The sequence below is a fragment of the Streptomyces sp. NBC_00005 genome (assembly GCF_045160215.1).
Classification (GTDB): domain Bacteria; phylum Actinomycetota; class Actinomycetes; order Streptomycetales; family Streptomycetaceae; genus Streptomyces.
The window spans coordinates 1,862,073-1,882,370 of record NZ_CP108316.1; the positions used below are offsets into that span (position 1 = coordinate 1,862,073).

General features: G+C 70.5%; 20 protein-coding genes. 3 read left to right on the forward strand and 17 right to left on the reverse strand.

The annotated features are described in order from the left end of the window. Window positions 1–46 precede the first annotated feature (46 nt). The 5 genes from OG303_RS08940 to OG303_RS08960 are packed head-to-tail and all read right to left on the reverse strand — an operon-like array spanning window position 47 to window position 4,950. Complete coding sequence (locus OG303_RS08940; protein WP_405866574.1) at window positions 47–541, reverse strand: carboxymuconolactone decarboxylase family protein; 495 nt, start codon at window positions 539–541, stop codon at window positions 47–49. A gap of 18 nt (window positions 542–559) precedes the next feature. Further along, window positions 560–2,023, reverse strand: coding sequence for a carboxylesterase/lipase family protein (locus tag OG303_RS08945; protein ID WP_405866576.1), 1,464 nt, complete (start codon window positions 2,021–2,023; stop codon window positions 560–562). Then, window positions 2,020–3,243, reverse strand: a complete 1,224-nt coding sequence (locus OG303_RS08950) for an amidohydrolase family protein (protein ID WP_405866578.1) — start codon at window positions 3,241–3,243, stop codon at window positions 2,020–2,022. Before OG303_RS08950 ends, OG303_RS08945 begins: the two co-directional genes overlap by 4 nt. After that, a complete protein-coding gene (locus tag OG303_RS08955) occupies window positions 3,240–4,058 on the reverse strand; it encodes a fumarylacetoacetate hydrolase family protein (protein WP_405866580.1) in 819 nt (272 codons plus the stop codon). The genes OG303_RS08950 and OG303_RS08955 overlap by 4 nt, the downstream gene beginning before the upstream one ends. 7 nt (window positions 4,059–4,065) lie before the next feature. Further along, window positions 4,066–4,950 (reverse strand): fumarylacetoacetate hydrolase family protein, encoded by an 885-nt coding sequence (locus tag OG303_RS08960; protein WP_405866582.1) that lies wholly within the window; start codon window positions 4,948–4,950, stop codon window positions 4,066–4,068. A 105-nt stretch (window positions 4,951–5,055) separates the two neighbouring features. On the opposite strand from OG303_RS08960, the gene OG303_RS08965 reads away from it, so the two are divergent. Then, window positions 5,056–5,793 carry an SDR family NAD(P)-dependent oxidoreductase gene (locus OG303_RS08965; protein WP_405866584.1) on the forward strand — a complete coding sequence of 246 codons (738 nt, stop codon included), beginning with the start codon at window positions 5,056–5,058 and terminating at the stop codon, window positions 5,791–5,793. A gap of 59 nt (window positions 5,794–5,852) precedes the next feature. After that, window positions 5,853–6,632, forward strand: coding sequence for an SDR family NAD(P)-dependent oxidoreductase (locus OG303_RS08970; protein WP_405866586.1), 780 nt, complete (start codon window positions 5,853–5,855; stop codon window positions 6,630–6,632). 190 nt (window positions 6,633–6,822) lie between these two features. On the opposite strand, the gene OG303_RS08975 is transcribed toward OG303_RS08970, so the two are convergent. From OG303_RS08975 to OG303_RS09015, 9 genes are all read right to left on the reverse strand, one after another. Further along, the gene (locus tag OG303_RS08975) at window positions 6,823–8,781 is read right to left on the reverse strand and encodes a hypothetical protein (RefSeq protein ID WP_405866588.1); all 1,959 of its coding nucleotides are present in this window, start codon (window positions 8,779–8,781) and stop codon (window positions 6,823–6,825) included. An 88-nt stretch (window positions 8,782–8,869) separates the two neighbouring features. Then, complete coding sequence (locus OG303_RS08980) at window positions 8,870–9,289, reverse strand: VOC family protein (protein ID WP_405866590.1); 420 nt, start codon at window positions 9,287–9,289, stop codon at window positions 8,870–8,872. Then, window positions 9,286–10,092, reverse strand: a complete 807-nt coding sequence (locus tag OG303_RS08985; RefSeq protein WP_405866592.1) for an ABC transporter ATP-binding protein — start codon at window positions 10,090–10,092, stop codon at window positions 9,286–9,288. Before OG303_RS08985 ends, OG303_RS08980 begins: the two co-directional genes overlap by 4 nt. After that, window positions 10,089–10,922 (reverse strand): ABC transporter permease, encoded by an 834-nt coding sequence (locus tag OG303_RS08990; RefSeq protein ID WP_405866594.1) that lies wholly within the window; start codon window positions 10,920–10,922, stop codon window positions 10,089–10,091. The genes OG303_RS08985 and OG303_RS08990 overlap by 4 nt, the downstream gene beginning before the upstream one ends. 4 nt (window positions 10,923–10,926) lie before the next feature. Beyond that, entirely contained in the window at window positions 10,927–11,694 is a 768-nt protein-coding gene (locus OG303_RS08995) for an ABC transporter permease (RefSeq protein ID WP_405866596.1), read from the reverse strand. Window positions 11,695–11,696: 2 nt separating this feature from the next. Beyond that, window positions 11,697–12,707 (reverse strand): ABC transporter substrate-binding protein, encoded by a 1,011-nt coding sequence (locus OG303_RS09000; RefSeq protein ID WP_405866598.1) that lies wholly within the window; start codon window positions 12,705–12,707, stop codon window positions 11,697–11,699. A 65-nt stretch (window positions 12,708–12,772) separates the two neighbouring features. Beyond that, complete coding sequence (locus OG303_RS09005) at window positions 12,773–14,140, reverse strand: FAD-binding oxidoreductase (RefSeq protein ID WP_405866600.1); 1,368 nt, start codon at window positions 14,138–14,140, stop codon at window positions 12,773–12,775. 99 nt (window positions 14,141–14,239) lie between these two features. Beyond that, entirely contained in the window at window positions 14,240–15,154 is a 915-nt protein-coding gene (locus OG303_RS09010; protein WP_405866602.1) for an amidohydrolase family protein, read from the reverse strand. After that, window positions 15,147–15,971 carry an SDR family NAD(P)-dependent oxidoreductase gene (locus OG303_RS09015; RefSeq protein WP_405866604.1) on the reverse strand — a complete coding sequence of 275 codons (825 nt, stop codon included), beginning with the start codon at window positions 15,969–15,971 and terminating at the stop codon, window positions 15,147–15,149. The genes OG303_RS09010 and OG303_RS09015 overlap by 8 nt, the downstream gene beginning before the upstream one ends. A 165-nt stretch (window positions 15,972–16,136) precedes the next feature. On the opposite strand from OG303_RS09015, the gene OG303_RS09020 reads away from it, so the two are divergent. Further along, the gene (locus OG303_RS09020; RefSeq protein ID WP_405866606.1) at window positions 16,137–17,462 is read left to right on the forward strand and encodes a hypothetical protein; all 1,326 of its coding nucleotides are present in this window, start codon (window positions 16,137–16,139) and stop codon (window positions 17,460–17,462) included. 13 nt (window positions 17,463–17,475) lie between these two features. On the opposite strand, the gene OG303_RS09025 is transcribed toward OG303_RS09020, so the two are convergent. The 3 genes from OG303_RS09025 to OG303_RS09035 form a co-directional block, all read right to left on the reverse strand. Continuing rightward, entirely contained in the window at window positions 17,476–18,105 is a 630-nt protein-coding gene (locus tag OG303_RS09025) for a sigma-70 family RNA polymerase sigma factor (protein ID WP_405866608.1), read from the reverse strand. Window positions 18,106–18,235: 130 nt separating this feature from the next. Further along, window positions 18,236–18,901, reverse strand: a complete 666-nt coding sequence (locus tag OG303_RS09030; protein WP_405866610.1) for a hypothetical protein — start codon at window positions 18,899–18,901, stop codon at window positions 18,236–18,238. A 103-nt stretch (window positions 18,902–19,004) separates the two neighbouring features. Further along, window positions 19,005–20,288, reverse strand: a complete 1,284-nt coding sequence (locus OG303_RS09035; RefSeq protein ID WP_405866612.1) for an NAD(P)/FAD-dependent oxidoreductase — start codon at window positions 20,286–20,288, stop codon at window positions 19,005–19,007. Between the last annotated feature and the right edge of the window lie 10 nt (window positions 20,289–20,298).

Here is a 20,298-nt window from a genome sequence, read left to right on the forward strand (position 1 = left end):
TGCAAGAAACGGCACTTCGCAGCCGACCTGATCCGCCGGACAGGCCCTAGCCGACATCGAGCGCGACCAGGAAGCGGGACACCATGTTGTACGCCGCCACGGTCGCCGTCAGTTCGACGAGTTCGGTGTCGGTGAAGTCGGCGCGGAGGGCGTCGAACAGCTCGTCGGGGACGTGAACGTCGCGGGTCATCGCGTCGGTGTAGGCGATGACCCGTCGGCGGCGGGCGTCGAGTTCGGGTTTGTCGCGGTGCAGTTCGGCCAGTTCACGGTCGCCGAGTCCGGCCCGCCGTGCGTCGGGTTCGTGTGCCGTCCACTCGTAGGTGGCACGGTTGAGGACGGCGATCCTGAGAATCGCCATCTCCCTTATGTCGGCGGGGAGTTGCAGCCGCCCCCGGATCGCCCCCAGGAGGCTGTTCCAGCCGTCGGCGAGCTCCGGGCTGTGCAGCAGCATGCGGTCGAGGGGGTGCAGGGTGCCGCCCCGGCGGGCGCGGATGCGCTGGGCGATCTCATCGGTGCCGTCGGTGTCGGGGAGTCGTGCCACGTGGGGTCCTTTCGCGGGTCACAGGGGTCGGGGGCAACGGGCCAACAGCCGCAGGGCGTCAAGCCGTTCGACGGTTCTCGCCGCCACCCGGTCGCCGAAGACCATGGCCTCGCCGCCGGTGAAGGCGGGCCAGAGCGGCAGCGTGCCCCCGTTCGGGTCGGCCGTCTCGACGAAGCGTGCCCAGGTGTCGGCCATGGTCCGCGCCAGCGTGCGGTCGGTGTCGGTCCAGGGCCAGGGGCGCCGGTCCAAGTTGTCCAGGACGTAAGGGAGTTCGGCGGTGTGGTACACCCCGTACTCCGGCAGCCCGTCCTTCGGGGGTGCGAGGTCCAGACCCTCCGGCAGCGGGGGTGTCCGGGTGAAGCGGTACAGCCAGGTCGGCGCCCTGTCCCAATGGGCCATGGCCCACTGCCAGACCGGGTGGGTGAAGCGGCTCTCCCCCGTGAACCGCCGTGCCGTGCGCCTCGCTTCGGTCCCGTCCCGCACGGGATACAGCGCGTCCGTGCCGGGTTCGACCGGGAGCCGGCGCAGCGCGTCCAGGGTCGCGTACACGGAGCCCTCATCGGTGTTGCTGCCCACCAGGAGCGGTACGGCGTGCTGCCGCCCGGTGGCGAAGACGTCGTCGCTGGGCTCGGTCAGGACCCGGCCGTCGACGACGGGCCCGAAGTGCCCCCGCAGCAGAGCTCCACGCCGGTCGAGCCGCCGCAGTCCCTCGATGTCCCGGTCGCCGAACCCCTCCGCCCAGCGCAGTCCCTGCTTCTGTGCCCCGGCCTGCTCGACGAGCGGTCCTTCGGCGCGTGCGATGCCCGAGGCGCTCTGCCCGATGGCCGCGCGAAAGAGGGGCCGGGCCGCCCGCGAGGCCATGAGGTGGCAGATGTGGGCGGCCCCGGCGGAGTTGCCAGCGAGGGTCACCCGGCCGGGGTCGCCGCCGAAGGCCGTGATGTTCTCCTGCACCCAGGTCAGGGCGGCGACGATGTCGAGCAGACCGTAGTTGCCGGACGCGCCCAGGTCGTCCTCCGCGGCCAGTTCGGGGTGGGCGAGGAAACCGAGGGCGCCGAGGCGGTGGTTGAGGGTGACGACGACCAGGCCGCGCCGGGCCAGGGCGCAACCGTCGTGGATCTCCTGCCCGCCGTGGCCGTAGCGGTTGCCGCCGCCGTGGATCCAGACCATGACCGGCAGTCCGGCGGCGCGCGAGGGGTCCGATGTCCACACATTCAGGTACAGGCAGTCCTCGCTCATCACGAGCGCCCGCCGGTCGGCGAAGTTGGTGTGGTACATGATCGAGTCGCGGGGCGGCTGCGGCTGAAGCGGTGCGGGCCCGAAGTCGTACGCGCGCCGCTCGCCCTCCCAGCGGCCGGCCGGCCGGGGCGGTCGCCAGCGCAGAGAGCCGACCGGGGGCTCGGCGAACGGGATGCCCCGGAACACGGCCACCTCCGCGTCCCGCTCCCCCACGAGCCGTCCGGCGCTCGTACGGACGCTGCTCACGCCCGGTCCTTGTGCAGCGTGCCGTCCTTCATGATCGCCGCCAGCCGGTCGCGGTCCTGGAGGACGGCGATCTCCTCCAGCGGATCGCCGTCGACGAGGACGAGGTCGGCGAGGAACCCCGGTCGGATCAGGCCGAGTTCGTCCTCCATGCCCATCACCTGCCCGCCGTACTGGGTCGCCGCGCGCAGCGCCTCGGCCGGGGTGAAGCCGAACCAGTCGACGAAGAGTTCGAGGTCGCGGAGGTTGCGGCCCACGGGGTTCCAGGAGAAGCCGTAGTCGCCGCCGGGGACGACGCGGATGCCGCGCCGGACGAGTTCGGGCACCACCTTGCGTACGGCCTCCGCGGTCGCCTCGACCTCCATGCCGGGTTCGGGTTCGCTGCCCGCCTCGTGGAGGTTGGCGTGGATGATGCCGGGGGTCGGGGCGACGAAGAGGCGGTCTCGGGCGGCTTCGAGGAGGTCGAGGGCCTCCTCGTCGGCGAAGGTGCAGTGGTAGACGGCGCGGATGCCGTGCCGTACCGCCATCTTGATCGACTCGGCGGCGTGGGCGTGGGCGGTGAGCCACACGCCGTGCTTGTCGGCCGCGTGGGCCGCGGCGGCGACCTCCTCGTCCGTGAACTGCACGATCCGCGAGGTGCCTTGGACGACGGCGCTCTCCCCGGACAGCGACAACTTGACGATGTCGACGCCGAGTTCGGCCATGTCGGTGACGAAGCGGGACACCGAGTCGGGGTCGGAGGCCCGTGTGTCGATGCCCGGGAAGTCGTAGACACCGGGCTCGACCATGCCCGCGCTGCCCTCCCAGGACGCGGCCTTCAGCCGCGGTCCGGGCATCCAGCCCTCCGCGAAGGCCTTGCGGGCGGCGACCTCCGTACGGGGCAGCCGGTTGCCGCCGGAGTACGCGCTGGTGATGCCGTGGTCGAGCAGGACGCGTCCGGCGTGGGCGACGAGCAGGGCCTTCTCCTCGTCCGGTTCGTCGCGGCGCGGGGAGCGGTGTTCCACGGTGGAGCCGAAGCCCAGGTGGGTGTGGGCGTCGACGAGTCCGGGGAGCAGGGTGCCGCCGCCTCCGTCGATCACCCGGGCCCCGGTGCGCGCCTCGCGCGGGATCCGGTCGGCGACCGCGGTGATGCGGTTGCCCTCGACCAGGACCTGGGCCGGGAAGGGATCGCGCCCGGTGCCGTCGAAGACCTGGACGTCGGTGAACAGGGTGCGGGTGGTCATGGCGTCGTCCTCCGGAAGCGGTGCCGCATCTCGCCGACTCCCCCGATACGGCTGACCAGTTCGTCGTCGGGCGTCAGAAACCGCTGGGGGGTGCGCCGGTTGCCGACGCCCGCCGGCGTGCCCGTGAAGATGAGATCGCCCGGCAGGAGCGTGCAGAACTCGCTCAGGTACGAGACGAGTCGGGGAATCGGGAAGATCATGTTGCCGGTGCGGTCGTGCTGCACCACCTCGCCGTTCAGCTCGCAGGTCAGCTCGAGGTCGTCACGGCCCGGGACCTCGTCGAGACTGACCAGGGCGGGGCCGATCGGGCCGAACCCCGGGTGTGACTTGGCGAGCGAGAACTGCGCGGGTCGGCCCGCCAGTTGGGCGATCCGCTCGGACAGGTCCTGCCCGACGGTGAGGGCGACGACCGGCTCCCAGCCCTTCTCCACGGGGACGTTGCGAGCCTCGCGGCCGATCACGGCGACCAGCTCCAGCTCCCAGTCGACATGACCGGGAGGCAGGTCGACGGTGGTGTGCGGGCCGGTGAGGCAGGTCGGGAACTTGGTGAAGACCAGGGGCGCTTCGGGTTCCCCGTAGCCCGCTTCAACCGTGTGGGGCCGGTAGTTGAGGGCGACGGCGAAGATCTGGCGGGGCGCGGGTACGGGCGGTTCGAGGTCGGAGTCGGCGTAAGGGCGACCCCCGGTGGCGTTCTGGGACCAGTCGAGGAGCTCGTCCCACCGGTCGAGGACGCGCCCCTCGAATTCGGCCGGAACTTCGACGGCTCCCCCGGACGTCAACGCCACTGTGCGGCCCGCGAGTCGAGCGATACGCATCTGCCGATCACACCCAGTTCTCGGCGGGCGGCTCTTCGCTGCCGTATGCGTCCCGCCAGGAGACGACCGAATTGCGCAGCACCCCGATCTTCTCGATCTCCGCCTCGACGACGTCGCCGGGCTTGAGGTAGTTGGCGAACGGGTCCTCGGTGCTCGCGGCGACGCCGGCGATGGTGCCGGTGGTGACGAGGTCTCCCGCGCTGTAGGTCTGCGGGGAGTGGTACGCGACCAGTTGCGGGATCGACACCGACATCCGGGCGGTGTTGGACTTCTGCCGGATGTCGCCGTTGACGCGCAGTTCCATGTCGAGGTCGTGCGGGTCGTCGATCTCGTCCGCGGTGACGATGTACGGCCCGATCGGGCAGAACGTCTCGATCGCCTTGGAGAAGGAGAAGACCCCGGACTCCATCTCCTTGCGCTGGATGTCGCGGGCGGTGATGTCGTTGAAGACCAGGTAGCCGGCGATGTGCTCGGCTGCCTGCTCGGCGGAGAAGAAGCGACCCGGTTTGCCTATGACGACGGCGAGTTCGAGTTCGTAGTCGAGTTCCCGGGTGAGGTTCGCCGGGTACACGATCGGCTCGTCGGGGCCGATGATCGCGTCGACGTTCTGGAAGAACACGATGCCCTTGTTGACGGGGTGGGACCAGTCGACCCGGACCAGGTCCTCGTGGTGCTCGCGGAAGTTTCCGGCCGTGTGGAAGAACTTCTTCGGCACGATGGGCGCGCGCAGTCGGACGTCGGCGAGCGCGAACGTCCGTCCCGTTTCGCCGACTTGGCCCTCCCGCTCGAAGTACTCGCGGGTCGAGGGCACGTCGAGTTCCACGACGGCCTCGCCGTCGAGTCGCCCCACCAGCCCCGGTTCAGGTCCCGAGTCGAACGTCACCAGTTTCATCAGACCTCCCTAACTGTCGACACTCAGCCTGCCCAGCATGCCGATCACCGTCAAGTGTCGTGCAAAGTGTGGACACAAAACCCGGACGTGGCTTACGGTCCGGGCATGCGGACAACGTGGGACTTCGCGGGTACCCGCGCCGTGATCGCCGGAGTGGGCGGGATCGGTGCGACGGTGGCCAGGGCGCTCACCGAGGCGGGCGCGGACGTGGTCGTACTCGACGTGGACAAGGAGAAACTGGCGGACATCGCACCGGGCGTGACCGGCCTTGCGGCCGACCTCACCTCGGCCGACGCCTGCCGTGCCGCGGTCGGCGAGGCGGTCCAACTCCTCGGCGGACTCGACGTGTTCGTCCACGCGGTGGGCGTCAACGACCGCAGACCCGTCCTCGAGACACCGGACGAGGTGTGGGAGCGGCTGCTCGCCGTCAACCTCACCAGCGCGTTCTGGCTGGGGCGTGCCGCGGGTGCGGTGATGGTGCCGCGCGGGTACGGGCGGATCGTCTACCTCTCCTCCGTCTCCGGCCTGCTCGCCCACGCGGACCACGCACCGTACGCGGCGACCAAGGGCGGCGTGAACCAGCTGATGCGCGTGATGGCACGCGAGTGGGCGGCCGCCGGGGTCACCGTCAACGCGGTCGCCCCCGGCTACACCGAGACCGACCTCACCCGCGACCACCTCGCCCGCCCCGGCGTCCGGGCATCCCTGGAGGCGCTGGTCCCCGCCGGACGCCTCGGCCGGACGGACGACCTGATCGGCCCGTTGCTCTTCCTCGCCTCCGCCGAGTCCGCGTTCGTCACCGGGCAGGTGCTGTACGCCGACGGCGGCCGCACCCTCGTATGAGTGCATCCGTGAGCCATCAACACCCTTACGCACCGAGCGACTTCACGAACGGAGCCCGTATGACCCCCGTCCCCGAACGCTTCGCCGGCAAGACCGTCCTCGTCACCGGCGCGGGTACCGGATTCGGCGCCGAGATCGCCGTACGGGCCGCGCAGGAGGGTGCGCGGGTCGCCGTCCACTACCGCAGCTCCATCGCCGGCGCCGAGAAGACCGTCGCCCGCGTCAAGGACGTCGGCGGCGAAGCGTTCACCGTGCAGGGCGACATCGCCGTCCACGCCGACGTGACCCGCATGGCCGAGGAGGTGTTCGGCCACTACGGCGGCCTCGACGTGCTGGTCAACAACGTCGGCGACGTCGCGGGCGACCAGATGTCCTGGCGCGACCTCACCGAGGAGTCCATCGACCACGTGCTCGCCGTGGACGTCAAGGGAACCATGCTGTGCGTCCACGAGTTCGGCTCCCGGATGCTGGAGCAGGGCCACGGCGCCATCGTCAACATCGGCTCCACGGTGATCGTGCGCGGGAGCGCGCGTGCTCCGCAGTACGCCGCCGCGAAGTACGGGATCCTGGGCATTACCAAGTCCTATGCGCAGGCGTTCGCACCTGTCGTGCGGGTCAACACCTTTGCCCCTGGCTTCATCGAGACCGAGACCCTGCTGAACCGGGCGGACTGGAAGTCCGGGCGGCGCGAGGACATGATCGCGAAGACGCCGATGGGGCGGATTCCGGGGCCGGCCGAGGTGGCGGGGACGGCTCTGTTTCTGGCGAGCGAGGACGCGGCCCACATGACCGGGGTCTATCTGAACGCCGACGGAGGCTTCAACATGATCGGAGCGTAGGCACTGCGTTGCTTGGGCCGGTGAGTATCTGTCGGTCCGATGTGGCTGGTCGCGCCCACGCGGCGGCAGCCGCATATCGAATACAGCCCCGCGCCCCTGAAAAGCCGCGTCGGCTGCGCAGCCCGGTCCTGACAAGCTCCGGCCCCCGGGATCTGGTTCGCATCCCCCGGGGGCCGGTTTCTGTGCTCCGCTACGCCACCGTCAGCGTGAGCGCTCCCGTGTATGTGCTGCTTGCCTTGATCTCAGTTTCCGTGCCGTCGACCGTCAGGGTCACCGTCTTGCCCGAGGCGGCGGTCACGGACGCGTCCGATGACAGGGTCAGGGCGCTCAGGTACGACGTTCCGGTGACCGTCCAGGTGGAGCCGCTGCCCAAGGTGACGATGACGCCGTTGTTGACCACCGCGCTCGGGGTGTTGGTGACCTCGCTGATCTCGCGGTACTCCGCGGAGGTGATGGTGGAGACGTTGTGCTTGGCCGTGCCGGCGGAGATGACGCCCTCGACCGTGGAGCCGGTGAAGCCGAGGACCAGGTTCTGGCCCTGGAGGCTCGCGTTGCCGCCGCCCCGGACCGAGTTGTAGAAGTCGCCCTTCAGGTCGATGTCGGTGAAGGTGGCCTGCGCGTCGGTGGACTGGGCGCTGGTGGTGACCCAGGACGAGGACTTGGTCGGGGAGCCGGTGGGCTCGGTGTAGGTACCGGTGGTCTCCGTCTTCCAGGGCTTGCCCGACACCGTGACGCTGCTGGGCCGGTCGGTGTCCATGAGCTGGAAGATGATGCCGTTGCCGGGGTTGACGGAGGCGCCGTCGGAGCCGTCGACCGTGACCTTGCCGGCGACCGCCTTGCACATGAAGGCGGTCTCGCCCGTGTTGACCTCGGTGCCGCCGTCGATCGTCACCGACCCGGCCGCGTACCACATGACCATGAATCGACCGGCGTTCACGGTCGTCGACTTCTCCTTGAGCTTTTCCAACTCCGCGCTGGTGAGCCCGAGTTCGAGCGAGTCGTTGAGGTCCGCGACCGCGTCCGCCGTGCTGTCGCCGTAGTGCGCCGACGCACCCCAGTGGATGAGGGCGTAGTCGCCGACGTCGAAGGTGCAGCCCAGGAAGTGCTCGGTCACGTTGCCGATGGCGTACGAGCCGTAGCCCTCGCCGCCGGTGTTGGCGATGGTGCTGTTGATTGCCGTGAGGGTGCAGTTGCTGCCGCCGTCGACGGAGAGGGCGCCCCAGGTCTCGGAGGAGATGGAGGAGTTGATGTACGACGCCTTGGTGCTCGCGCCGAGCAGGTTGGTGGCGCGGACGTTGCCGGACAGGCCCAGCATCCAGGGGACGGTGATCATGTAGCGGGTGTCGCCCGTGCCGCTGGCCGGATACTCGTCGGGCACGGTGCCGTTGGCGCAGTGGATGGTGGAGTTCTTGACGATGACGTTCGCGGTGGCGTCGGCGATCACCGCGGTCCGTACGACGCCCTCGTTGCGGATGGTCGCGCCGTCCAGGACGAGGGTGGTGCCCTCGCCGGTGCCGACGACTGCGGCGCCGTAGCCGATGAAGTCGCAGCGGCCGTTACCGGTGTAGGCGATGCGCGGCTTGGTGAGGGTGTAGATGCCGCCGCCGGTGACGTAGACGCCGTTGAAGGCCTCGCCGTCGGACAGCAGTCTGACGGACTTCGCCGCGGTGTCGGTGACGGTGCCGCCGAGGACCGCGGACGGGACGGACTTCGACTCGTCGACGCCGTCCGCGTCCACGTAGAGGGCCTGGCGAAAAGGGAAGGTCAGGTCGTCGTAGGCGAGGTCGGTGGCCTCGGCGACGTTGAGGATGACGGTGCCCTTGTAGGTGCCGGCGGCTATGGCGGTGGCCGCTCCGCCGTAGCCGTCGGTGAGTTCGGCCAGTTCGCTGCCGGTCTCCACGCCGTTCACGGTGAGGCTGAGGCTGTATCCGTCGAGGACGGTGATGACGCCGCCCTCTTCGATGGTGAGGACGCTCGCCGTGGTGGTCTCGGTCAGTTCGAGGGTGTCACCGGAGGCCACGGTGATGGTCCTGCCGGCCTTGCGGGTTGCCGCGTGGGCGACGGCCGGTGCGGTGAGGGTGGGTGCCATGGCTGCGGCGACGGCCACGAGGAGGGCGCGGGGGCGGGCCCGATAGGTGATGTCCTGCACTGTCAACTCCCTTGTTTTCCAGTGTGTTTGGGCATGGCTGACCGCCGGGGGAGGTCGGTCAGAGGTGAAGGGGGCCGAGCTGGGACCGTCAGCCGACGCGGTCGATCAGCTCGATGAGATTGCCGTACGGGTCGGACACGAAGGCCATCCGCGCGCCCGGGCGCGGTGCGGGGCGCGGGCTCATCCGGATGCCCGCGCCCGCGGCGACCAGTCGCGCGAACTCGGCGTCGACTTCGCCCGGTGTGTCCACGGCCAGGCAGAGGTGGCCGTAGCCGAGCGTGCCCGCCGCCTCCAGCGGTCCGTCGGCGACCGGGCCGGGTGCGGCGCTGGGGCGGTGGAGCAACTCGACGCGATGGCCGCTGTGGTGACAGAGCATCACCCCTCGGAGGTCGGTGCCCGGGACGGAGAAGGCTCGCTCCTCGGTGAGGTGCAGCGCCTGGCGGTACCAGCGGACGGCGGCTTCCAGGTCGGGTACGGAGATGCCGACGTGGTCGAACCTGGAGGTCACCGGCGTGCCGCCTCCTGGTCGGCAGGCAGCCTTTCGCCGCGGATCAACGCCAGTACCCGCGTGCGCAGTTCGGCGAACCGGGGATCGGCCCGGGTCGACAGCTGGTCGCGCTCGGCGCCGAGGGGGATGGCGAGGGTGTCCAGGACGGCGGTCGGCTTTCCGCCCAGGACGATGACACGGTCACCGAGGTAGACGGCCTCGTCGATGTCGTGGGTGACCACGACCACGGTGATGCCCAGCTGCCGGCGCAGCCGCAGGGTCAGGTCCTCCAGGTCGAAGCGGGACTGGGCGTCGACCGAGCCGAACGGCTCGTCCATGAGCAGCACCGGGGCGTCGTACGCCAGCCCGCGGGCGATGGCCACCCGCTGCTGCATACCGCCGGAGAGCTGCCAGGGGTACTTGTCGCCGACGTCCGGGAGGCCGACCGCCTCCAGGCACTCCAGCGCGCGCTGCTTGCGGACGGTCTTCTTCACGCCCCGGCCCTGGAGCGGGAAGGCGACGTTGTCCCACACGCGCAGCCAGGGCAGCAGGGAGCCGCGGTAGTCCTGGGAGACCACGGCGATGTCGCCGTGCGGCTCGGTCAACGGCTGTTCGCCGTACCGGACTTGGCCGGAGGTCGGGCGGGCCAGTCCGGCCAGGCAGCGCAGCAGCGTCGTCTTGCCCGCGCCGGACGGGCCGACCACGCACACCGCCTCCCCCGGGTCCACGCACAGGGTCAGACCGTCGAGGACGCGATGCTCCTGCGGTCCCTGCCCGAAGCTCATGCCGAGGTCCTCGACGTACAGGCTCGATCCGCGTGTCATACGGCGACTCCGTTGCTCTTGATGCTCTCGGTGCTGTCGGCGCTCCGGGCCTGGACCGGGCGCGGGGAGCGCACCCGGGGCGCGCGCTGGTGGTACCAGCCCAGGAGGCGGTGCTCGACGAGCAGGAGCAGCACGCTCAGGCCGTAGCCGAGGATGCCGATCAGGATGGTGCCGGCCCAGGTCTCGGCGACGTGGAAGCTGGATCCGCTCTGCAGGATGAAGTTGCCGAGGCCGACGGGAGAGCCGTAGATCTCACTGACGACCATGAGGACCACGGCTACGGACAGGGCGATCCGGATGCCCGCGAGGATCTGTGGCAGGGCGCCGGGCAGGACGACCCGGCGCAGGCGCAGCGGCCAGGGAATGCGGTAGCCGCGGGAGGTTTCGTGGACGGCCGGGCTGATCGCCTCGACACCGCTGACCGTGTTGAGCAGGATCGGCCAGACCGAGCCCAGGAAGATCAGGAAGATCTTCGGTCCGGAGCCGATGCCCAGGGTGAGGATGATGACAGGCACGAAGCCGACCGTGGGGGTCGCGCGGGCGAAGTCGAGCAGGGGGCCGGTGGCCAGGCGCAGGGTGCGGATCTCACCGATGACGAGTCCGGCGCCCACTCCCACGACGGTGGCGAGGGCCAGGCCGCAGAGGATGTTGCGCAGGCTGAACAGCAGGTCGCCGAAGAGGCCGCCGTGCAGCAGTTCGCGCCACAGGGACGCGAGGACCTCGGTCAGCGGGGGAAAGTAGAAGCTCGTGCTGCCTGCCGTCGAAAGCAGCAGGACGACGAACACCAGGGCGGGCAGCCAGAGCCCGCGCAGGATCGGTTTCCAGGGCACGCGGCTACTCCTTTCCCGCCTGCGCGGGCGGGCGCCAGCGCAGCAGCCGGTGCTCGGCGAACTGCGCGAGCAGCGTGATCGTGTACCCGATGGCCCCGGCGGTCAGGATGTAGGCGTAGGCCCGGGCGGAGGCGCCCGCCTGCTGCGACTCCATGATCATGTGGCCGATGCCGGGGAGCGTGGTGAGCACCTCGACACCGATGGCCACCAGGACGGATGTCGTCGCCGCCAGCCGCAGCCCCGTCATGATCGACGGGGCTGCGGCCGGCAGGACCACCCGGCGCAGCCGCAGCAACCGCGGGATGCGGTAGCCGTGCACGGTCTCGTGCACGGCCTGACTCACGCTGCCGGCTCCGTACTGAGCCTGAAGCAGCACCGGGAAGACACAGGCGATGAAGACGACCGTCGCCTTCATGCCGGGGGTCGAGCCGAGGACCAGCAGGAACACCGGCAGCAGGGCGATCACCGGGAAGGAGCGGAGGATCTCCAGGAGCAGCCGGGAGGACTCCTCGGCCGCGGCATAGACGCCGGTGACCAGGCCGACCGGGATGCCGACCACGATCGCCGCGAGCAGGCCGGTGACCGCACCTCGCAGGGTCTGTCCCAGCGCCTGCCAGAAGACGTCGCTGCCGAGGAGGTCACCGAGGGCGGCCGTCACGGCACGCGGCCCCGGCAGCGCGGTCGAACTGACCACGCCCGCCGCGGCGATCACTGCCCACAGCGCCAACACGGCGACCAGCGCGCCGAGTTGCAGCAGTCGGACCTTCAGCATCGCTACTCCCCGGCCGAGATCGGGGCCTGGTCCCAGTACACGGCGTCGTCCTTCGGCTCCTTGTCGAGCAGCTTGAACTCGTGCATCTTCGTGATCACCGTGCGCATCACGGTCGTGTTGAGATCGGTGTCGTAGTAGGCGGTGTCCTGCTTGTCGATGAAGTCGGCGGACAGCTGGGTGTACTTCTTGTCGATCGCCCGTACGGCGTTGGGGTGGGCGTTGGCGTAGGTGATCGCCTTGGCGACGGCCTCGATGAACTTCTTCGCCGTGTCGCCGTTGGAGGCGAGGTACTTCTGGCCGGCGAACAGCAATCCCTGGACCATGCCCGGGAGTTCGTTCATGCCCTTGCCGATGACGCGGAGCTTGGCGTTGGTCTTGGCGGCGGCGAAGAACGCGCCGAAGGAGTAGACGGCGTCCGTCTTGCCGGAGGCCACGGCGTCGGTGAGCGAGGTGGTGGGCAGGGCGACGAACTTGACCTTGGTGGGGTCGCCGCCGTCCTTCTGCACCAGGTACTCGACGATGAACTGGATGGTGCCGCCCAGCGCGGACAGCCCGACCGTCTTGCCCTCCAGGTCGGAGAAGGAGGTGATGCCGCTGCTCTTCTTGACCAGCAGACCGTCGGTGGGGTCGGTCTTCGTCGTCGCCGACTGCAGACCGCTCACGATCCGGATCGGCAGGTCCTGGGCCGCGCCCTTGAGGAAGCCGGAGCTGTCCGTCATGGCGAACTGGGCCTCGCCGTTGAGGACGGACGGCGCGTTCTGCGAGGTGTCCTGCGCGCCGGCCTTGATGGTGACGTCCAGGCCCGCGTCCTTGAAGTAGCCCTGCTGCTGGGCGATGTAGAGCGGCTCGAATATGGCTCCGTTGGAGCGCAGCACGGTGACCTTGGTCTTGCCGTCGGAGGTCGTGGCGGTGGCGGCATCGCCGCCGCACGCGGTGACGGTGAGGGAACCGGTGACGGCCAGGGCGGTCAGGACGATGAGGGTACGACGCCGCGGGTTTCTCGAAGTCTCCATAGAAACGGCTCTCCTTGAGCTTCTCTGCGTACGAGCCGGTACGAACTCGTACGTCCTCGTACGAACTAGTGCGTCCGCGCGTGTCCCGCGGCGGCGTAGGCGGTCGTGGATTCCTGGGGGGTCATGTAGGTGCGGAAGAGGCCCTCGGGGTCGTAGACGGCCCGGATCTCTTCCAGACGTGCGGAGTTGGCCGGGCTGAGCCCGTGGTCGAAGCGGTCGGCGAGGTTGTTGTCGGAGAACTGCAGTCCCGTCGACAGGTGTTGAAGGGCGGCGAGCCGGCCGTGCGCCCAGTCCTCGTGGACCAGGTCCTCGGCGGGGTCGCTCCAGCCGGCGTTGGGTGAGAGGTAGAGCTTGGCCTGGCTGGACCAGCAGGCGTTAGCACGCTCCGGGTGGCCGCCCCACAACATCCACAGCACATGGCTGGTGGTGTCCGGGATGGAGTCGAACAGCGGCCCGGCGGCGGCCAGGACCTTGTCGACCGGTTCGTCGGTCCAGATCCCGTCGAGCGCCCAGCGCATGCCGGGCGGGGTCATGCGGTCCGCGTAGTCGTACAGCTCCTCCATGGTGGTCTCCTGCGCGACCACCGCGCGGATCGCTCGGTCGCGGAAGGGCGCGTCCTCCAGCGGGGCGAGCAGGTTCTCGTCCGTCGCGCAGAAGGCGGTGGCCGTGACGGAGACCGTCTGCCGGTCGAGCCACGGGGAGAAACCCACCTTCGCCGAGAACTCGACGGCGGGCGCGAGCAGTTCGAGGGTGTCGTACGTCCAGGCCAGCACCTCGTCGCGCAGGTCGAGCGGGTAGGTGTGCGCGGTCCGCAGGATGCGGCGCGGACGGTCGTGCAGGGCGAGGTGGAAGCGGGTGACGACGCCGAAGAAGCCGGGGCCGCTGCCGCGGGCCGCCCACAGCAGGTCGGGGTGGGTGGCGTCGGTGGCGTGCACCAGGGTGCCGTCGGCGAGGACGACGTCGACGGCCTCGATGCTCAGGCACGCGGGGCCGAGGCGGCGCGAGTCCCAGCCGTAGCCGCCGCCCAGGATGAACCCGCCGATGCCGACCGTGGGGGCGTGGCCGGTGGGGAAGAACAGGCCGTGCGGAGCGAGCCGTTCGAGCAGGGCCGGTCCCGTGACCGCGGGCTGGACCGCGGCCGTGCCCGCCAGCGGGTCGACGGCGATGTCCTGCAGCCGCGAGAGGTCAAGCAGCATGCCGCCGTCCCGCACTCCGTTGCCCACCCAGCTGTGGCCACCGGAGCGGATGCCGACGGACAGCCCCTCGCTGCGGGCGAGTTGTACGGCGGCCACCACGTCCCGCTCGCTGCGGGCGAGCACGATGACGTCGGGATACCGGTCGGGTTTGCGCTCGTTCCAGACGGCGTCGAGCCGAGCCTGCTCATAGGCTCCGTCGCCGCGCCTGAGCAGACTGCCCGGGGACAACTGGACCATGGCCTTTCTCCTCACACTGGTTCGAGTCGGGACACTACTGTCGACACTTGGCGCCATTCAAGGGATGCGACAAGGAAATACCTGCCATCTCTGCCGACACTAGTGAGTTGACGGGAAGTCGAAGAGCTCGGCCGGGTTGTCCACCATCAACCGCCGCAGATGTACGGGGTCGGGGGCGATGCGTTCGACGAGGTCGACGAGCAGGCCGTCGTCGGGTGCCTCGCCGGTGATGTTGACGTGCGGATAGTCGGTCCCCCACACGACGCGTTCCGGTGCGTGGGCCACCAGTGCGGCGGCCAGGGCGACCGCGTCGGCGTACGGCGGCCCCTGCCGGGAGACCCGGTCGACCCCGCTGACCTTCACCCACACGTCCCCGCTGTCGAGCAGCGCGCGCAGGCTGCGCAGGGCGGGGCCGCCCTGACCGTCAGCGAGGTCGACCCGTCCGATGTGATCGACGACCGCCTTGCCGGGCAAGGTTCGTACGAGATCCCCGAGGGCGCCGATCTCCTCACCGCGGACGTGGAGTTGGGCGGCCCAGCCGAGTCCGTCGACGCGTTCGAGCACCGAGTCGATCTCGGCACGGGTGGGCGGGGTGCGCAGATGGGGCAGGAAGTTGAGCCGGAAGGCCCGTACGCCCGCGCGGTGCAGCCCCTCGATCTCGGCCCTCGTCGTCGTCTCGTCGATCAGGGCCACGCCGCGCAGCCGCCCGTCACCGGATCTCAGCGCGTCCAGCAGGCCGGAGTGGTCGCGGCCGTGGCAGGAGGACTGCACGATCACGGCACGGGTGAGGCCCAAGTAGGCGTGCAGGGCGTGGAGTTGCTCCTTGGGCGCGTCGAGGGGCGTGAAGGTGCGGTCCGGGGCGTAGGGGAACAGGGCGGCGGGCCCGAGCACATGGCAGTGGGCGTCGCAGCTGTCCCGCGGGAGCACCAGGGACGGTGTGCGCGGGGCGGGGTGCGGAGGCGGGCAGCCCGGCGAGGGCGCCAACTGCCCTTCGTGAACGGCGGGTTCAGTCACAGCGCGCCGTCATTCCGCCGTCCACGACGATCTCCGTACCGGTGACGAAGCGGGCCTCGTCGGAGGCGAGGAAGAGCGCCGCGTACCCGGTGTCGCGGCCGTCGCCCATGAAGCCGAGCGGGATACGGGCCTGGCGCTCCGCCAGCAGCCGCTGCACGTCGCCGCCCGCGCGCTGGCCGGCGAGCCGGGCCTCGACCATCGGGGTGTGCAACTGGCCGGGCACGACGGTGTTCACGCGGATGCGGTCGGGGGCGTACTGGACGGCCGTGACCCGTGACAGCTGGATGACCGCGGCCTTGGCCGCCGCGTACCCCACCTGCGCGGCGCCCGTCCAGCGCAGCCCGGACGCCGAGGCCGTGTTGACGATCGCGCCACCGCCGCCGCGCCGCATGACCGGGACGGCGTGCTTGCAGGCCAGGAAGGCGCTGGTGAGGTTGGTGCGCAGCTGGCCCTCCCAGTCCTCGATGCTGAGGTCGACCGCGCCGCCGGGCCGCGAGCCGCCGACATTGTTGACCAGGACGTCGATGCGGCCCGCCAGGCGCTCGCACTCGGCGAAGTAGTCGCGCACGGCGGCGGGTTCGGTCACATCCAGCACGGCCGTGTGCGCGGTGCCGCCCTCCTCACGAACCTGTCGCGCGGTGACCTCCAGGGACTCCTTGTCCCGGTCGGCGAGGAAGACGGTGGCACCCTCCCGGGCGAAGATCACGGCGGTGGCGCGGCCGTTGCCCCAGCCGGGGCCGACGCTGCCGGCACCGCCGATCACGGCGATCCGGCCCGCCAGGCGGCCCAGCCGTTGGTCGGGCAGGTCTTGGGTCACAGGGAGCTCCCTCGGTCGGGTGGCGAAACTGTCGACAGTTCTAGCCATGTGTCGACAGAAAGTAAACCTCTAGGGCGCATCACGCCGCACTATTGCCATTACTGTCGACAGCAAGCTTGGATGGTGTGATGTGAAGGAACCTCGCCGCCGCACCGGAGGACGCCGATGGACAAGCCGCCCGTGTTCACACCCGAGGAGATCGCCCGCTTCCGCGCGGAGCTGGCGGCGCGCCGCGCACCCGGCGCGCACGAGCCCGGCCGCTGGTCGGTGAGCCCGCTCAACCGGCGTACGGATGTGGTGGGTTCACTGCCGGCGTCGGTGCGGCTGCGGGACGCGACGCTGCGCTCGGTGGAGACGCTGCCGGGAGTCGTCGCGACCGCCGAGGCGAAGGAGGAGTTCCTGCGCCGTCTCGTCGGCAGCAACGTGCCCGAGGTCGTCACGGCGGGTCTCGGCGGCCGGGACGACGCGGCGCTCAAGGCCGAAGTGGAGCTGGTCAAGGGCGAGAACCCGGACTGCCGGGTGGTCTGCCCGCTGCTGCGCTCGCCGGACGACATCGACCGCGCGGCCTCCGCCGGTTACGACGCCGTACAGGTGTGGGTACAGGGCTTCGGCGAGACCTCGCTGATCTACCAGGCGCCGGTGTACGGCCGGGCCTGGCGCGGCGAGGAGTGGCGCACCGACGACACACCGCGCGACCGGGCAGCAGTACTGGCCCGGGCGGCACGGCTGGTGTCGTACGCCCGTGAGCGCGGCCTCGACGTGATCGTGCCGCTGCTCATGGTCTCGTACGCCACCGAGGAGAGCCACGAGGAGTCGGTCACCGCGCTGGCCGGCGCCGGGGCGAGTGAGCTGACCCTCTTCGACGGGCCGGGTGCGATGAGCCCGGAGGCGTACGCCCATCTGGTACGCCTCACCCGCGCCCTGGCCCCGGACGTCGAGGTCGGTCTGCACCCGCACAACACCTTCGGCCTGGCGGTCGGTTGCGCGGTCGCCGCGGTGCGCGCCGGTGCCGCGGCCGTCGAGCTGTCGGTCAACGGCTACTGCGGCGGCCCCGGCAACGCCGACCTCGCGGCGACCGCGCTCGCCTTCGAGGCGCTGTACGGCGTGCGCACCGGCATCCGGACCGAACGCCTCACCGAACTCGCCGAAGCGGGACGGGACCTGACGGGCTATCACACGGCCTGGAACCATCCGGTCACCGGCAGCCATGCCTTCTGCTGGGGCGGCATGGACCTCATCACCCAGGAGACGGAGATCGATCCCCTCCTGCACAACTGCCTGGAGCCCGCCCTGGTGGGCAACGCGCGCACGGTTCCCTTCACCCCGGACAGCGGCCCCTACACCCTGGCCGACAAGCTGGCGGCCCTGGGCATCGAACTCGGCCATGCCCAGGTGGACGACGTACTCGTCCGGGCACGGGAGTTGATGGCACGCGAGGGCCGCCTGCTCACGGACGACGACCTGGCGGCGCTGGCTCAGGAGGTGCGGTGACCTCGCGTCGGGCTCAGGCCGCCAGTACGGCGGGCTCGGCGTCCTCCACCGGCGCGAGGTCGTGGGCGGAACCTCCGTCGTCCAGCAGATCCATCAGGGTCGCGCGGGCGCGGGCCACCCGCGAACGGACCGTTCCGACGGGGCAGTTGCTGACCTCGGCCGCCTCCGCGTAGGGAAGGCCGACCAGTTGCGTGAGGACGAACGCCTCCCGGCGCTCCTCGGGCAGTGAGGCCAGGAGGTCGAGCAGGGCGACGCCGTCGTCGAACCCGGGCAGGTCCTGCGGTTGGGCCCGCTCGACGGCCAGCTGCCAGTCCGGTATGTCGGACAGGCAGGGCCGGGCGGCGGCGTACCGGTAGCTGTCCATCACCGCGCGGCGGGCGATGGACAGCAGCCAGGACCGGGCCGAGGAGCGACCCTCGAACCGGTGCAGGCTGCCGAGTGCGCGCAGGAACGTGTCCTGCGCGAGGTCGTCGACGGCCTGGGGGTCGGCGCAGAGGTGGGCGACGTACCGCTGGACGTCGCGGTGCAGGGCACGTACGAAATGATCGACGGCGTCGGCGTCACCTCTTCGGGCTGCGAGCGCCCATGCGGTGGTCGACTCGTCGAGGGCAGAACTGATCACCTGGAGTCCTTCTCGGGTCATCCGTGTCCGGACCGGGGCACGGATGCGTGCGGACGGTCCGGTGAGTGGGGAGACGGCCCTACGGCGCTTGCGCGGGCGTACGGCCGAGGCCCGAGGCACGCCCTGGGCGGCCCCGGGAATCCAGCTGTCTTCAGACGACAGCGGTCCCCGGAGGCGGACCCCGAGAGGTGATCGCATGGACGAGAAGAAGGCGCGGCACCCGCTCCGAGCGGCGCCGGCGCACGGGGATGCGCGGGCGGTCCGGGGTGACGGGCAGGGCGAGCAGCAGGCGCAGCGGCGCGGCCAGCCACCCGGCCACGGCCCGCAGGATGCGGAACGCGGCCTGCTCGCCGTAGGCCAGCCACAGCCCGCACAGCAGCGCGGCCAGCAGGTGGGCGGCGAGCATGCCGAACGACGAGGAGCCGCCCGCGGACTGGCCGAGGTGGTCCATGTGGCCCACGTCCATGGTCCCTGCGGCCGTGGAGTCCGTGGCGGGCATGGACGCCCTGCGCATCGACCCCGTGTCCATGGATCCCATGTCCATGGAGTCGCTGCCGGTGGTCGCGGACTGGGCGAGTGAGAACGCCGAGTGCAGTGCCGTCTGGGCGGCGACCACGACGGTCACGATCAGCGGGAGCCCGCGTTCACGGCCCGCGAGACACCAGCCCGCGACGCCGGTCACGGCCGCACCCGCGGCCAGTGCCCACGCGGGCACGTCGCTCCCCGACATCATGACGTGGCCCAGGGCGGCGAGCAGCACACAGACGGCCGCGAACACCGCGGCCCGTAGCGTGCGAGAACACCACCCTGCTGTCATGGCGCCTCATCCTCGCATCCGGCCGTGGGTTGTCAGGCGGGGGTACGGAATCTGCCCCCGATCCGCGCTCAATTCACAGGATGTGATCCAGACCACGGACGCCTCAGCCCAGCCGGTCCTTGGCCTTGTAGTAGGCGCCGCCGAAGGGCAGGAACCAGGCGGTGCCGTTGTAGAAGGGAACGGGGACCTTGGGGAAGCCGAGGCCGCGCAGGGGGTTGGCCTCCGGGTGGCCGTCCATCATCTCCGCGACGGCCCGGCCCATGTAGGTGGCCATCTGGACGCCGTGGCCGCAGTAACCCATCGAGTAGTACAGGCCGTTCGCCTCGCCCGCGTGCGGAATGCGGTCCCAGGAGAAGCCGACGCTGCCGCCCCACACGTAGTCGATCCTGACGTCGGCCAGCTGCGGGAAGATCTCGGCCATCTCCCGCTTCAGGACGTCTCCGCTCTTGATGTCGGAGGCGGGGTTGGAGGGTGCGAAGCGGGCCCTGCCGCCGAAGGCGAGGCGGTGGTCCGGGGTGAGGCGGATGTAGTGGCCGATGTTCTTGGAGTCGACCACCAGGCGGGCGTTGGGGATCAGCTCACGCGCCCGCTCCTCCCCCAGCGGCTCGGTCACGACGATGAAGCTGCCGACGTTGATCAGCCGCTTGCGGAACCAGGGCAGCGCCTTGTCGGTGTAGGCGTCGGTGGCGGCCATGACCTGCTTGGCGCGGATGGTGCCGTGCAGGGTTTCCACCAGGAAGCCGCCGTCCGGGAGGCGGGTGAGGCCCGTGGCCGCGTTGCGTTCGTGGATCTCGGCTCCGGCGCGTTCGGCGGCCGCGGCGAGGCCGTGGACGTATTTGCCCACGTGGAGGCCCGCGCTGAGCGGATCGAGCAGGGCCCCGTGGTAGTAGTCCGAGCCGAGTTCGGTGCGCAGGTCGCTCGGGCTCAGCAAGGTGGTCTCGTGGTCGAAGTTCTCGGCCAGGTCGCGCTGGGTGGCCTTCATCGCCTCGAAGTGCTGTGGCTTGTACGCCACTCCCAGGCGCCCGGCGCGGTTGAAGTCGCAGTCGATCTGCTCCTTCTGCGTCAGCTCCTCGACGACGTCGACGGCCTCGCGGAAGGCGTCGTACAGCTCACGGGCGCGCTGCTGTCCGTAGCGCTTGCGGGCTTCGCCGACGCCGATGGTGATGCCCTGGGTGCACATGCTGCCGTTGCGGCCCGAGGCGCCGGAGCCGACCTTGTCCTTCTCGACGAGGACGACATGGGCGCCCTTGCGGGCGGCGTGGTAGGCGGTGGACAGGCCGGTCAGGCCGCCGCCGATCACGACCACGTCGGCCGACTCGGGAAGGTCCCGGCCCGTACGGTCGGGCAGGGGCGGGGCGGTGTCCAGCCAGTAGGGGATCTGCTTCATGGCGGGCTCC

What these genes read in the sequence shown, in the direction of transcription:
- OG303_RS08985 (WP_405866592.1), bottom strand. Translation starts at nt 10,092, where the DNA reads ATGACACGCGGATCGAGCCTGTACGTCGAGGACCTCGGCATGAGCTTC.
- OG303_RS08960 (WP_405866582.1), bottom strand. Translation starts at nt 4,950, where the DNA reads ATGAAACTGGTGACGTTCGACTCGGGACCTGAACCGGGGCTGGTGGGG.
- OG303_RS09035 (WP_405866612.1), bottom strand. Translation starts at nt 20,288, where the DNA reads ATGAAGCAGATCCCCTACTGGCTGGACACCGCCCCGCCCCTGCCCGAC.
- OG303_RS08995 (WP_405866596.1), bottom strand. Translation starts at nt 11,694, where the DNA reads ATGCTGAAGGTCCGACTGCTGCAACTCGGCGCGCTGGTCGCCGTGTTG.
- OG303_RS08970 (WP_405866586.1), top strand. Translation starts at nt 5,853, where the DNA reads ATGACCCCCGTCCCCGAACGCTTCGCCGGCAAGACCGTCCTCGTCACC.
- OG303_RS08950 (WP_405866578.1), bottom strand. Translation starts at nt 3,243, where the DNA reads ATGACCACCCGCACCCTGTTCACCGACGTCCAGGTCTTCGACGGCACC.
- OG303_RS09030 (WP_405866610.1), bottom strand. Translation starts at nt 18,901, where the DNA reads ATGACAGCAGGGTGGTGTTCTCGCACGCTACGGGCCGCGGTGTTCGCG.
- OG303_RS09005 (WP_405866600.1), bottom strand. Translation starts at nt 14,140, where the DNA reads ATGGTCCAGTTGTCCCCGGGCAGTCTGCTCAGGCGCGGCGACGGAGCC.
- OG303_RS09020 (WP_405866606.1), top strand. Translation starts at nt 16,137, where the DNA reads ATGGACAAGCCGCCCGTGTTCACACCCGAGGAGATCGCCCGCTTCCGC.
- OG303_RS08965 (WP_405866584.1), top strand. Translation starts at nt 5,056, where the DNA reads ATGCGGACAACGTGGGACTTCGCGGGTACCCGCGCCGTGATCGCCGGA.
- OG303_RS09025 (WP_405866608.1), bottom strand. Translation starts at nt 18,105, where the DNA reads ATGACCCGAGAAGGACTCCAGGTGATCAGTTCTGCCCTCGACGAGTCG.
- OG303_RS08955 (WP_405866580.1), bottom strand. Translation starts at nt 4,058, where the DNA reads ATGCGTATCGCTCGACTCGCGGGCCGCACAGTGGCGTTGACGTCCGGG.
- OG303_RS09000 (WP_405866598.1), bottom strand. Translation starts at nt 12,707, where the DNA reads ATGGAGACTTCGAGAAACCCGCGGCGTCGTACCCTCATCGTCCTGACC.